Source organism: Enterobacter sp. 118C5 (genome assembly GCF_034107645.1).
GTDB lineage: Bacteria > Pseudomonadota > Gammaproteobacteria > Enterobacterales > Enterobacteriaceae > Enterobacter > Enterobacter nematophilus.
The window spans coordinates 531,345-544,596 of sequence record NZ_JAWNEU010000001.1; the positions used below are offsets into that span (position 1 = coordinate 531,345).

Below are 13,252 nucleotides of genomic sequence, written 5' to 3' on the forward strand. Positions count from 1 at the left end.
AGTGCGTAAAATTAGTTTATAAACAGAACATCACAATCAAAGGAAAATGATGCATGTCCCCATTTCTGACCGCCTATTTCGCTCGCATCGGCTGGGCGCAACCGCCACGGGTGAATATCGATACCCTGCGCGCGCTGCATTTACACCACAACTGTGCGATCCCGTTCGAAAATATTGATGTCGTCCTGCCGCGCGAAATCCATCTTGAAGATCAATGTCTGGTCGACAAGCTGGTGACGGCGCGACGCGGGGGATATTGCTTTGAGCAAAACGGTCTTTTTGAGCGCGCGTTGCGTGAAGTCGGGTTTACCGTGCGCAGCGTGCTGGGGCGGGTCGTACTGGCAAATCCGGCGCAGATGCCGCCGCGCACGCACCGCCTGCTGCTGGTCGAGCTGAACGGCGAGCGCTGGATTGCCGACGTGGGGTTTGGCGGACAGACGCTGACGGCGCCGATTCGTCTGCTCGCCAACGAGGAGCAGGAGACCCCGCACGGCATCTACCGTCTGCTGAGCGAGGGCAACGACTGGGTGCTGCAGTTCCGCCACCACGAGCACTGGCAGTCGATGTACCATTTTGACCTGACGACGCAGTATTTCAGCGATTACGTGATGGGGAACTTCTGGTCGGCGCACTGGCCGCAGTCGCATTTTCGTCATCATCTGCTAATGTGCCGCCACCTGCCGGACGGCGGCAAGCTGACGCTGACCAACTTCAACTTCACCCACTGGCAGAACGGGCACGTGGAGGAGCAGATCCATTTGCCGGATGCCGGGGCGCTGTATCAACTGATGCAGGAGCGCTTTGGGCTGGGCGTTGACGATCCGAAGCACGGCTTTACGCTGGCAGAACTCACGGCGGTGATGGCAGGGTTTGAAACGCACGGGAAATAGCCCCCTCGCTATCGGCCACGAAACTCGCGCCGATAGCGAGATGGCGAGGTGTTAAGCAGCTTGTGAAAGTGGCGGCGCAAGGACGTTGTCGAGGGAAACCCGACGCGCTCGGCAATGTCATCCACAGGCTGGTCGGTTTTTTCGAGATAGCGTTGGGCGACGATAATGCGCTGGTTTAGCAGCCAGCGCGAAAAGCTCTCACCGGTGGTTTGCTGAAAACGCCGGGTAAAGCTGCGACGGCTCATGCAGGCTTTTCCCGCCACGCAGTCCAGCGTGAGCGCAAGCTGGAGGTTTTCCGTCGCCCAGGCTAGCGCGTCGGTGAAATTATCTCCACGACGCGTGTTCTGAACCGGCAGTTCTACGTATTGACGTTGTCCTCCCTGGCGGTGGGGCGGTACCACCAGCAACCGCGCTACGCTATTCGCCACTTCCGCGCCCCAGGCCTGACGCACCAGATGCAGGCAGCAGTCGATACTGGCCGCCGTGCCCGCAGAAGTGACAACGTCACTATTATCGATATAAAGAACGTCTTTATCCATCTGCACGGAGGGATAGAGACGCTGAAAGTCAGACGCCCAGCGCCAGTGCGTCGTTGCAGGGCGGTTTTCAAGTAGCCCGGCAGCGGCGACCACAAACGCGCCCATACACAAACCCACAATACGTGAACCCGCGGCATGTGCTTTTTGCAGGGCCTGCAGGAGATCGGGGGACGGGGCATGCTCGGGACTGTCCCAGCTTGGGACGATCACCATATCCATTCCGGCCAGCTCATCAAGCCCACGCTCGACAAGGATAGAAAATCCGGCATTGGTTTTAAGCGCGCCGGGCGTGGTGGCGCATACGACAAGCTGGCAAAGGGGGGCGCCCATTGGCGTTAGCGCTTTCTCAAATACGGCATAGGGCACCGAAAGGTGAAAAGGAATAATACCGTCAAATACAACAATACCAATTTTAAGCGTCATGTAAGCCTCCTTGTGCCAGCCAGTATAAAGTCCTGGCTGGCGGCAGGGATCAAGCCCGGTCTTATTCTGTGACTGGCAGCGCCATAACGTCTCTGGTCGTCATAATTTCGGCAAACACATCGGCAACACCGGCTAATGCCGCACGCTGCAGCGTTTTGTGGTCCACCACGCCACCCTTACCATCATCCAGATCGCGTGTTGCTGTCGCATCTTCAGGGATAATCACGTTATAGCCCAGCGGTACAGCGTCACGCGCGGTAGAGGAAATGCACATGTGCGTCATCAGGCCAATGACTATCACCTTTTTGATGCCTTTTTTCTTTAATTGCGCATCCAGATCGGTGCCAACAAAAGAGCTCGGGGTCGCTTTGGTGATAATGGCGTCTTGCGCAGAAGGCTGCAGATCTTTATGGAACTGCGCATAGATAGATCCCTCGGCAAACAGTGGACTGTCTTTCGGCCCCATATGACGAACGAAGTAGACCGGCATCCCCTTTTGATGGGCATAGCTAACCAGCTTTTGACTGTTCTTCAGTACCTTATCGCCATCAGGGATCACCATCTGACCACGAAAATCTTTACCTGCGTAATATTCGTTTTGGATATCCACCACGATTAACGCAGTTTGTGAGGCGGATAAAGACGAAGTCGCCGTTGCGCCCGTCATTGCACGGATGGTCTTGCTATTCCTGTCGGTCGTTTCCTGAGCGTTAGCATAGGTTGAAAAAGTGCTCATCATGCCGATCAGCAAAGCCGTACGAAAAAATGGTTTCATCACGCGAACTCCCTCTGTGTTGTGTTCGGGAGCCATTATTCCGCACGGTCGCTAACGGTATGAGTCACCTGGAGAACCAATAACGATACTTTTGGGCCATTATGAGACGACACATCTGACGGCTTCAATCAACGGCGCGATCTCACCACCTGATACCGACGCGTGAAATACTCAAACGGCGCGCTCCACACGTGTACCAGACGGGTGAACGGGAAGATGAGGAAGATCGTCATCCCCAGCACCAGATGAACGCGGAAGATAGGCGCAACGCCGCTCAGCATCTCCGACGAGCCGCCCTTGAACGTCACGATCCCCTGCGCCCAGCCGACCAGCTTCATCATCTCGCTTCCGTCAGGGTACTGAGCGGAGAAAGGAATGGTCGACAGCCCCAGAATGCACTGGATAAGCAGGATACTCATGATGATAATATCCGGCGTGGTGGAGGTAGCGCGCACCCGCTGGTTGAAGAGGCGGCGGTAAAGCAGCATCGACCCGCCAATCAGCGTCAGCACGCCGCAAATCCCGCCCGCAATCATGGCCAGCTGCTGCTTAACCGCGACGGGTAAAAACCAGGCGTACATCCAGTGCGGGGTTAACATGCCGAACAGGTGCCCGAAGAAGATCCCCAGAATCCCGATATGAAACAGGTTAGAGGCCCAGTTCATCCCGCGCTTGCTGAGCATCTGGCTCGACGAGGCGCGCCAGGTGTACTGCCCGTAGTCGTAGCGCAGCCAGCTGCCGAGGAAAAACACGGTGGCGCAGATGTAGGGGTAAATATCATAGAAAAACACGTTCAGGTAATGGATCATTTTGGGCCTCCGGCGCTGACGTCCACGTACTGCGGCGCGACGTCCTGGCTAAAGCGTCGTTGATATTGCTGCATCGGCGAGCTGTCGCACGATGTGGCGTTGTCTTCGATAAACTTCACCTGTTCCTCTTCCCACACGGCGTCCAGCGCCTGACGGGTGTCATCCCGTTTCTCACCGGACACCTGTTTCGCCACGCTGTCGCTGGACAGCCGCGTACCGGCCATCGTCAGCAGGGCATCAAACAGCTGATAATGCGCCACGCCGCGCTGCTTCAGGCGGCCGCCAATCAGGGCCAGGATCGGCGCGACGTTTTGCAACCCTTCGCGCGCCTCTTCATCGGTCACGAGGCTGAGGTATTCCAGATAGAGCGGCAGATAGTCCGGCAGCTCGCGGCAGTCCAGCGACAGACCGGCTTTCTCATACTGGCCCATCAGGTCGACCATCGCCTGGCCGCGATCGCGAGACTCGGCGTGAACGTGCTCGAACAGCAGCAGCGAGGTCGCGCGCCCGCGCTCAAACACTTCGCACCATTCGGCCTGTTTATCCAGCAGCGGGGCGCTCAGGTGCTGCTGCGCAAACGGCAGCAGCATGGGCGTGTCCTGCTCAACCAGGGAAAGCGCCTCATCGCGGTTTTCCCACAGCAGCTCATCGGGGTACTCAATCAGTAGCGCGATGATTTTAAGGATCTGCATTACTCTCCCTCCCCGTGTTCGCGCACCTCGGTAATGTTGATCGCGTCGATGCGGCTGCTGTTGAAGAGGTTGAACTTGGTGTCGGAGCCGTGGCAGCCGTCGCCAAAGGTGAAGCCGCAGCCGTTTTTCTCCGGGAAGGCGTCGCGCGCCATTTCACGGTGGCTGGTGGGGATCACGAAGCGGTCTTCGTAGTTCGCGATGGCGAGATAGCGGTACATCTCCTCAACCTGCGCTTCGGTCAGGCCGACTTCCTCAATGGCGCGGGTGTCGGTCACGCCTTCCACGGTCTGGGAGCGTTTATAGTGACGCATCGCCATCATGCGCTTCAGGGCGCGCAGCACCGGGCCGGTGTCGCCGGCGCTGAGCATGTTTGCCAGGTACTGCACCGGAATGCGCAGGCTCTCAACCGCCGGCAGAACGCCGTCGCTCTGCGGCAGGCCGCCGGCGTCAGCGTAGGACTGAATTGGCGACAGCGGCGGCACGTACCAGACCATCGGCAGGGTGCGGTATTCCGGGTGCAGCGGCAGGGCGAGCTTCCAGTCCATCGCCATTTTGTAGACCGGCGAACGCTGGGCGGCGTCAATCACGTTCTGCGGAATGCCCTGTTTCAGGGCTTCCTCAATGACCGCCGGATCGTTCGGGTTGAGGAACACGTCGCACTGGCGCTCGTATAGATCGGTTTCATGCTCGGTGCTGGCGGCCTCCTCGATGCGGTCCGCGTCATACAGCAGCACGCCGAGATAGCGGATGCGCCCGACGCAGGTTTCAGAGCAGACGGTCGGCTGGCCGGACTCAATGCGCGGGTAGCAGAAGATGCATTTTTCTGACTTGCCGCTCTTCCAGTTGAAGTAAATTTTCTTGTACGGGCAGCCGCTGATGCACAGGCGCCAGCCGCGGCACTTGTCCTGGTCGATCAGCACAATGCCGTCCTCTTCGCGCTTGTATATCGCGCCGCTCGGGCAGGTGGCAACGCAGCTCGGGTTCAGACAGTGTTCGCACAGGCGCGGCAGGTACATCATGAAGGTGTTTTCGAACTGGCCGTACATCTCCTTCTGGATCTTCTGGAAGTTGCGGTCGCGGGCGCGTTTTTCAAACTCGCCGCCCAGCAGCTCCTCCCAGTTGGGGCCCCAGACGATCTTGTCCATCCGCTTGCCGTCAATCAGCGAGCGCGGGCGGGCAGTAGGGAGGTGATCCCCCGCCGGCGCGCGGTGCAGATCCTGATAGTCAAAGGTGAAGGGCTCGTAATAATCGTCAATCTGCGGCAGGACGGGGTTGGCGAAAATCTTCGACAGCACGCCCATTTTGCCGCCGAGGCGCGGCGTCAGCTTGCCGTGTATGCCTCGGATCCAGCCCCCTTGCCACTCCTCCTGATCTTCCCAGTTTTTCGGGTAGCCGATCCCCGGTTTGGTCTCAACGTTGTTAAACCACGCATATTCCATCCCTTCACGCCCGGTCCAGACGTTCTTGCAGGTGACCGAGCAGGTGTGGCAGCCAATGCATTTATCGAGATTCAGAACCATGCCAACCTGTGAGCGTATTTTCATTTTTTCGCCTCCTGTACCTGATCCCGACCTTCGCCGTCCAGCCAGTTAATGTTTTTCATTTTGCGGATCATGATGAACTCGTCGCGGTTGGAGCCAACGGTGCCGTAATAGTTAAAGCTGTACGCCAGCTGCGCGTACCCGCCGATCATGTGGGTCGGTTTCGGGCAGACGCGGGTGACCGAGTTGTGGATCCCGCCGCGCCGTCCGGTCACTTCCGAGCCCGGAATGTTCAGGATGCGCTCCTGGGCGTGGTACATCATGGTCATGCCCGGCGGCACGCGCTGGCTGACCACCGCGCGGGCGGTGAGGGCGCCGTTGGCGTTGAAGGCTTCGATCCAGTCGTTGTCCTCAATGCCCAGCTCGCGCGCGTCGGTTTCGCTGATCCAGACGATGGGGCCGCCGCGCGACAGGGTCTGCATCAGCAGGTTTTCGCTGTAGGTAGAGTGGATGCCCCATTTCTGGTGCGGCGTCAGGAAGTTGAGCGCTTTCTCCGGGAAGCCGTTGGGCGGGATCTCGCGCATATGGGTGACGCTGCGGGTGTCAATCGGTGGACGATAGGCCACCAGGCTCTCCCCGAAGGCGCGCATCCACGGATGATCCTGATACAGCTGCTGGCGGCCCGAAAGGGTGCGCCACGGGATCAGCTCGTGGACGTTGGTATAGCCCGCGTTATAGGAGACGTGCTCGCTCTCAAGGCCGGACCAGGTCGGGCTGGAGATGATTTTGCGCGGTTGCGCCTGAATGTCGCGGAAGCGGATCTTTTCGTCCTCCTTGTTCAGCGCCAGATGGGTGTGGTCGCGCCCTGTCAGTTCGCCGAGCGCTTCCCAGGCCTTCACCGCCACCTGACCGTTGGTTTCCGGGGCGAGGGCGAGGATCACCTCCGAGGCGTCAATGGCGGTTTCAATGCGCGGGCGGCCTTTCGCCGGGCCGTCGAGCTTGACGTAGTTGAGCTTGCCGAGGAAATCGACCTCGTTCTGGGTGTTCCACGATATGCCTTTCCCGCCGTTGCCGAGCTTGTCCATTAGCGGACCGAGAGAGGTGAAGCGTTCGTAGGTTTCCGGGTAGTTACGCTCGACGACCGCAATGTTCGGCGCGGTTTTACCGAGGATCAGATCGCATTCGCCCTTGCGCCAGTCCTGAATATCAAACGGCTGCGACAGCTCCGCCGGGGAGTCGTGCTGTAGCGGCTGCAGCACCACGTCGGTTTCGGTGCCCAGATGGCCAACGCACACCTCGGAGAAAACTTTGGCGATGCCTTTGTAGATCTCCCAGTCGCTGCGCGATTCCCACGCCGGATCGACGGCGGCGGAAAGCGGATGAATAAACGGGTGCATGTCCGAAGTATTCATGTCGTCTTTTTCATACCAGGTGGCGGTTGGCAGGACGATATCGGAGAACAGGCAGGTGCTGGACATGCGGAAATCGAGCGTCACCAGCAGGTCCAGCTTGCCCTCGATGGCGGCGGTTTGCCATTCCACCTCCTCAGGCTTCACGTCGTCCGTTGAGCCTAAGTCTTCACCCTGAATGCCGCTCTCGGTGCCGAGCAGGTATTTCAGCATGTACTCGTGGCCTTTCCCGGACGAGCCGAGCAGGTTTGAGCGCCAGACGAACAGGTTGCGCGGGTGGTTTTTACCGTTGTCCGGCTGCTCGCAGGCGAAGCGGATATCGCCGGATTTTAACGCCTGAACGGTGTACTCCTGCGGCGTCATGCCCGCCGCGTCAGCGCGCGCCTTCACGTGCAGCGGGTTAAGGTTGAGCTGCGGGGCCGACGGCAGCCAGCCCATGCGCTCGGCGCGGACGTTAAAGTCGATCAGGTGTCCGGTGAATTTCGACGCATCCGCCAGCGGGGAGAGCAGCTCCTGCGCGGTCAGCTTCTCGTAGCGCCACTGGCTGGCGTGGTTGTAGAAGAAGGAGGTGCTGTTCATCTGGCGCGGCGGGCGGTTCCAGTCCAGCGCGAAGGCCAGCGGCAGCCAGCCGGTTTGCGGGCGCAGCTTCTCCTGGCCGACATAGTGGGACCACCCGCCGCCGCTCTGCCCGACGCAGCCGCAGAAGACCAGCATGTTGATCATTCCGCGGTAGTTCATGTCCATGTGGTACCAGTGGTTCACCCCGGCACCGAGGATGATCATCGAGCGACCGTGCGTTTTGTGCGCCGTGTCGGCGAACTCGCGGGCAATTTTTTCAATCAGGTACGCGGGCACGCCGGTGATCTGCTCGCCCCAGGCGGGCGTGTAGGCTTTGATCTGGTCATAGCTGTCTGCAGCGTTACTGTCTTCCAGGCCGCGATCGAGACCGTAGTTAGCCAGCACCAGATCGTAAACGCTGACCACCCGTTTCTGGCTGCCGTCGGCGAGCGTCAGGGTTTTGCTCGGCACGCGGCGCGTCAGCACCGGCTCCTGCTTCACGCTGCGGAAGTGCGGGTTTTCATTGCCGCCAAAGTAGGGGAAGGCGACGTCCGCCACGCTATCGTGCGTAATCAACAGGGAGAGAGTGAGTTCTGTTTCATGGCCCGCAGCCTGAGGCTCCAGGTTCCATTTGCCTTTTTCCCCCCAGCGGAAGCCGATGGAGCCGTTTGGCACCACCAGATCCCCGGCAATATCGAAGGCGACGGTTTTCCACTCTGGGTTATTGGCTTCTCCCAGACCGTCGACGAGGTCCGAGGCGCGCAGCATCCGCCCCGGCACCACGCGACCGTCTGCCTGCTCGTCCAGCAGCACGAGCATCGGCATGTCGGTGTAGCGGCGGCAGTAGTTCAGGAAGTAATCGCTCGGGTTATCGAGGTGGAACTCTTTGAGGATCACGTGGCCCATCGCCATGGCGAGGGCGCTGTCGGTGCCCTGTTTCGGGGCCAGCCACTGATCGCTGAGCTTCGCCACCTCCGAGAAGTCCGGCGTGATGGCGACGGTTTTGGTCCCCTTGTAGCGCACCTCGGTGAAGAAGTGGGCGTCCGGGGTGCGGGTCTGCGGCACGTTCGAGCCCCAGGCGATGATGTAGCTGGAGTTGTACCAGTCGGCGGATTCCGGCACGTCGGTCTGCTCGCCCCAGGTCATCGGCGACGCGGGCGGCAGGTCGCAGTACCAGTCGTAGAAGCTCAGGCAGGTGCCGCCCAGCAGGGAGAGATAGCGCGTACCGGCGGCGTAGGAGACCATCGACATCGCCGGAATAGGCGAAAAACCGGCCACTCGGTCCGGGCCGTAGTTTTTGATGGTCCAGACGTTAGCGGCGGCAATCAGCTGGTTTAGCTCTTTCCAGTTCGAGCGGATAAACCCGCCTTTACCCCGCGCCTTTCTGTAGCTCTGGGCCTTTTGCGGATCGTGTTGGATGGCATCCCAGGCCAGCACCGGATCGGTATGCTGCACCAGCGCCTCGCGCCAGAGCTCAATCAGCCTGCGGCGCACCAGCGGGTATTTAAGACGGTTGGCGCTGTAGAGATACCAGGAGTAGCTTGCGCCACGCGGGCAGCCGCGCGGTTCGTGGTTAGGCAGGTCAGGACGGGTGCGGGGGTAGTCGGTCTGCTGGGTTTCCCAGGTCACCAGGCCGTTCTTAACGTAAATCTTCCAGCTACAGGAGCCGGTACAGTTTACCCCGTGGGTGGATCGCACAATCTTGTCGAACTGCCAGCGCTGGCGGTAGCTGTCCTCCCAGTCGCGGTTGGTGTGGTACACCTGCCCGTGCCCATCGGCGAAACTGTCGCCTTTTGTTTTGAAGTAACGGAAGCGGTCCAGCAGTTTGCTCATGACATTTCTCCTGCTTCGATAGCATGGCCGGAGGGTGGTGCATCACGCTCCGGCGAAGATATAATTTTTATTTTTGTGCGGATTTGCGGCCATACACCAGCCAGGTAACAAGCACGCAGACGATGTAAAACACGAGGAAGACCTTCATGGCCCCGACCGGCGACCCGGTCATCGCCAGCGAGGTGCCAAAGGCTTTAGGAATGAAGAACCCGCCAACGGCACCGATGGCGGAGATAAAGCCCAGCGCGGCGGCGGTTTCCGTCACCGCTTCATGCTGCGCCTGCTCGTCCGTGCCGCCCTGCTTTTTGACGCGGTCGAGGGTGATCTGGCGGAAGATAATCGCGATCATCTGGAAGGTCGAACCGCTGCCCAGCCCGGCGGTGAGGAACAGGCCCATAAAGACCAGGTAGAAGGCGACAAAGCTGCCGGAGCCAGAGCCGGGCAGGGTCAGGAAGATCAGGGCGCTGAAGAGGGCCATAAAGACGAAGTTAATCAGCGTGACGCGCACGCCGCCCAGCCTGTCAGAGATCATCCCGCCCGCCGAACGCGCCAGCGCGCCGATCAGGGGGCCAAAGAAGGCGAGGTGCAGAATGTTCACGTCCGGGAACTGGGTTTTCGACAGCATGGCAAAGCCCGCCGAGAAGCCGATAAACGAGCCGAAGGTAGCGAGATAAAGCAGGCTCAGCAGCCAGAGGTGTAAGCGCTTCAGCACCGGCAGCTGGCTGGCGATGGAGGCCTTTGAACTGGCGATATCGTTCATGCCAAAAAACGCCGCAAGGGTTGCCAGCAGCAGCAGCGGCGCCCAGATCCAGGCCGCATTGGCCAGCCACATCGTCGAGCCGTCCTCCTGCGGTACGCCGTGCACGCCGAGGAAGGTAAACATTGGCAGGAAGATGACCAGCGGCGCAACCAGCTGCATCACGCTGACGCCCAGGTTTCCCAGCCCGCCGTTGATGCCCAGCGCGCTGCCCTGTCTGGCTTTCGGAAAGAAGAAGCTGATGTTACCCATGCTGGAGGCAAAGTTGGCCCCGGCAAAACCGCAGAGCAGGGCAATCACGATAAAGACCCAGTAAGGTGTCGCGGTGTCCTGAACGGCTATCCCCAGCCAGACGCAGGGAATAATCAGGATAACGGTGCTCAATACCGTCCAGTAACGTCCGCCAAATATTGGCACCATAAACGAGTAGGGGACGCGCAATATCGCGCCGGAGAGAGAAGGTAATGCCGTTAGCATAAAAAGCCGATCGGTGGTGAAATTAAATCCGACTTTATTCAGGTTGACCGCAACGGCGCTAAATAACATCCACACGCAAAACGCTAATAGCAGGCAAGCTACCGAAATCCATAGGTTTCTTCGTGCGATATGTTTTCCTTTGTTCTCCCAAAATTGCGCGTTTTCAGGTTTCCAGTTACTCAACAGATGGGGATTATTCTTTTCACTTTGTTGCGACATATCGCCCTCTTGCTTACCATGATGGAGAGAAAAATGAAGTAAAAACAAAAAGATGACTATGGAAGTGTTATTGGTTTTTTTGGATGCTTTGGGATACATCTGAAAGGATAGATAAAAAAGCGAACCCCCGAGATTAGAATGAAAATAAGGGTTCGCTTAATGTGTTACGAATTGTAACTCTCCTGAAAATTAATACTCCAGAAGGAGTATTAAAACAATTCCAGGGTGATAAGTTTATCGAGATGCTTATTAAACGCCGCATCGTCCATTTCAGGCATATTTAATACGGCGATCCCATCCAGGCCGCAAACCAGACCTATTAAACGCCAGGCGATATTTTCCGCCCGATCGGTAAGCGTGAACGCGCTGGCATCAGCCCCGGCACGGATAATCGCCACGGTTTCCTGATGCCACATCTCCATGGTCAGGACATAAGCCGCTTTGACCTCGGGATCCCGGCTGGCGAGAATTTGGGCTTCCCGCCACAGGCGAATGTAAGGTTCAAACCCACCGTCGTCGCTGCCGAGCATGCTGTGCAGCCGTTCCCGCCAGCTGGCGTTTTCCCCCACCACGTCGGCATCCAGCAGCTCGCGGATTACGCGCACAAACGCCAGCGATTTTAACTCGCCGCCGGAGGCAAAGTGGTGGTGAACCTGTCCGGTCGCGACGCCCGCTTCTGCGGCAATGCGCCGTACCGTCATGGCTGCAAGCCCCTCGGCCAGCGCCACGCGCATCGCGGCCTGTAAGATCGCTTCCCGTCTCTCGTCCTTGCTCAAATAGCGCATTTTTTCTCTACTCTCAATAAGACCGAAACGAGTGTAACAAAAAGCTGGACAGACGTTCAACTTTACGTAGGATCGGATTCTGGACATGTGTCCATGTTTAAAATGAAAAGGAAATTTATGTTTCGTCAGTGGTTAGCGTTAGTGATTATCGTGCTGGTGTACATCCCGGTGGCGATTGACGCGACGGTGCTGCACGTGGCGGCGCCGACATTGAGCATGACGCTGGGCGCCAGCGGCAATGAATTGCTGTGGATCATCGATATTTACTCGCTGGTGATGGCGGGGATGGTGCTGCCGATGGGCGCGCTGGGTGACCGCATTGGCTTTAAACGCTTGCTGATGATCGGCAGCACGCTGTTTGGCCTGTCGTCCCTGGCGGCCGCGTTTGCCCCGTCGGCAGGGTGGCTGATAGCGGCGCGCGCCTCGCTGGCGATCGGTGCGGCAATGATTATTCCGGCTACGCTTGCGGGGATCCGCACGCTGTTTACCGACGCGAAAGATCGCAACATCGCGCTCGGCGTCTGGGCGGCAGTGGGTTCCGGCGGGGCGGCGTTTGGCCCGCTGATTGGCGGTATGCTGCTGGAGCACTTCTACTGGGGCTCGGTATTTTTGATCAACGTGCCGATCGTGCTTATCGTCGTTACCCTTGCCGCGCGCTTTGTTCCGCAGCAGGAAGGGCGTCCTGAGCAGCCGTTAAATATCAGCCATGCGGTCATGCTGATTGTGGCGATTTTGCTGCTGGTCTACAGCGCCAAAACCGCGTTAAAAGGCGTTCTGTCGCCGTGGCTGGTAGCGTGTACCTTGCTCACGGGGGCCGTGATGCTGTTTATTTTTGTGCGCATCCAGCTGCGCGCCCGCGTGCCGATGATCGACATGCGCCTGTTCTGTCACCGCATTATTTTAAGCGGCGTGGTCATGGCGATGACGGCGATGATCGCCCTGGTGGGCTTTGAGCTGCTGATGGCGCAGGAGCTGCAGTTTGTCCACGGCTTTACGCCGTTCGAGGCGGGCATGTTTATGCTCCCGGTGATGGTGGCAAGCGGGTTAAGCGGGCCGATTGCCGGTGTGCTGGTGGGCCGTCTGGGGCTGCGCATTGTCGCGGCCGGGGGGATGGGGCTCAGCGCGGTTAGCTTCATCGGCCTGTCGATGCTTGATTTCAGCACGCAGCAGTGGCAGGCGTGGAGCCTGATGGTTCTGCTGGGCTTTAGCGCCGCAAGCGCGCTGCTGGCCTCGACTTCAGCCATTATGGCCGCGGCGCCAAAAGAGAAAGCGGCCGCCGCAGGGGCCATTGAAACCATGTCCTACGAGCTGGGCGCGGGGCTAGGGATTGCTATTTTCGGCCTGCTGCTCACCCGCAGCTTCTCGGCGTCGATTGAGCTGCCGCAGGGGCTGAACGCAACGCTCGTCGATAGCGCGTCGTCATCCATTGGCGAGGCGATGAAGGTGGCGCAGGAGCTGACGCCAGCATTGGGGGACTCTGTAATTGAAGCGGCGAAAGCGGCGTTCATTACTTCACACAGCGTGGCGCTGGGGAGCGCAGGAGGGATGTTGCTGCTGTTGGCCGTCGGGATTTGGTTTAGCCTGGCGAAGGTCAATTCGCGGTAA

10 protein-coding genes are annotated in these 13,252 nt (G+C 59.0%); 2 read left to right on the plus strand and 8 right to left on the minus strand.

Going from position 1 to position 13,252, the window contains the following annotated elements; genetic code table 11:
- Window positions 1-53 precede the first annotated feature (53 nt).
- Window positions 54-890 carry an N-hydroxyarylamine O-acetyltransferase gene (gene nhoA, locus UTO39_RS02515; RefSeq protein ID WP_320726367.1) on the plus strand — a complete coding sequence of 279 codons (837 nt, stop codon included), beginning with the start codon at window positions 54-56 and terminating at the stop codon, window positions 888-890.
- Window positions 891-898: 8 nt separating this feature from the next.
- Here nhoA and UTO39_RS02520 read toward each other — a convergent pair whose 3' ends face one another.
- From UTO39_RS02520 to UTO39_RS02555, 8 genes are all read right to left on the minus strand, one after another.
- Window positions 899-1,852, minus strand: a complete 954-nt coding sequence (locus UTO39_RS02520) for a helix-turn-helix domain-containing protein (protein ID WP_320726368.1) — start codon at window positions 1,850-1,852, stop codon at window positions 899-901.
- A 61-nt stretch (window positions 1,853-1,913) separates the two neighbouring features.
- The gene (locus UTO39_RS02525) at window positions 1,914-2,627 is read right to left on the minus strand and encodes an isochorismatase family protein (protein WP_151413757.1); all 714 of its coding nucleotides are present in this window, start codon (window positions 2,625-2,627) and stop codon (window positions 1,914-1,916) included.
- Window positions 2,628-2,755: 128 nt separating this feature from the next.
- Complete coding sequence (gene narI, locus UTO39_RS02530) at window positions 2,756-3,436, minus strand: respiratory nitrate reductase subunit gamma (RefSeq protein WP_061098122.1); 681 nt, start codon at window positions 3,434-3,436, stop codon at window positions 2,756-2,758.
- Entirely contained in the window at window positions 3,433-4,128 is a 696-nt protein-coding gene (gene narW, locus UTO39_RS02535) for a nitrate reductase molybdenum cofactor assembly chaperone (protein ID WP_320726369.1), read from the minus strand. The genes narI and narW overlap by 4 nt, the downstream gene beginning before the upstream one ends.
- Window positions 4,128-5,672: a nitrate reductase subunit beta gene (narH, locus tag UTO39_RS02540; RefSeq protein ID WP_253542114.1), complete on the minus strand. Its 1,545-nt coding sequence runs from the start codon at window positions 5,670-5,672 to the stop codon at window positions 4,128-4,130. Before narH ends, narW begins: the two co-directional genes overlap by 1 nt.
- The gene (locus UTO39_RS02545) at window positions 5,669-9,409 is read right to left on the minus strand and encodes a nitrate reductase subunit alpha (RefSeq protein WP_320726370.1); all 3,741 of its coding nucleotides are present in this window, start codon (window positions 9,407-9,409) and stop codon (window positions 5,669-5,671) included. The genes narH and UTO39_RS02545 overlap by 4 nt, the downstream gene beginning before the upstream one ends.
- Before the next feature lie 67 nt (window positions 9,410-9,476).
- Window positions 9,477-10,862: a NarK family nitrate/nitrite MFS transporter gene (locus UTO39_RS02550; protein WP_320726371.1), complete on the minus strand. Its 1,386-nt coding sequence runs from the start codon at window positions 10,860-10,862 to the stop codon at window positions 9,477-9,479.
- A 209-nt stretch (window positions 10,863-11,071) separates the two neighbouring features.
- A complete protein-coding gene (locus tag UTO39_RS02555; RefSeq protein ID WP_320726372.1) occupies window positions 11,072-11,647 on the minus strand; it encodes a TetR family transcriptional regulator in 576 nt (191 codons plus the stop codon).
- Between the two features lie 117 nt (window positions 11,648-11,764).
- Between UTO39_RS02555 and UTO39_RS02560 the strand changes: the two genes are divergently transcribed.
- Window positions 11,765-13,252 carry an MFS transporter gene (locus tag UTO39_RS02560; protein WP_320726373.1) on the plus strand — a complete coding sequence of 496 codons (1,488 nt, stop codon included), beginning with the start codon at window positions 11,765-11,767 and terminating at the stop codon, window positions 13,250-13,252.